Source organism: Streptomyces pseudogriseolus (assembly GCA_002154585.1).
Classification (GTDB): domain Bacteria; phylum Actinomycetota; class Actinomycetes; order Streptomycetales; family Streptomycetaceae; genus Streptomyces; species Streptomyces pseudogriseolus.
On sequence record MUNG01000313.1, the window covers coordinates 2416 to 2626 of the forward strand.

The following is a 211-nucleotide window of genomic DNA, read 5'->3' on the forward strand; positions in this document are numbered from 1 at the left end:
TCCTGGTCGACCAGGTAGTCACCGCCCTTGACCGTGTCGAAGGTGTGCCACTCCCAGTTGTCCTCCTCCACGTTGGCGAGCGCGGCGGCCATGCCGCCCTGCGCGGCGCCCGTGTGGGAGCGGGTGGGGTAGAGCTTGGTCAGCACGGCGGTGCGGCTGCGCTTGGTCGCCTCGATGGCGGCCCGCATACCGGCGCCACCGGCGCCGACGA

At 72.0% G+C, this 211-nt stretch carries 1 protein-coding gene; it reads right to left on the reverse strand.

The genetic code is table 11. The annotated features are described in order from the left end of the window. Positions 1 to 211 (reverse strand): FAD-binding protein (locus CCN29_RS36225; protein ID WP_442538489.1); only part of this gene is annotated, 211 nt, incomplete at both ends.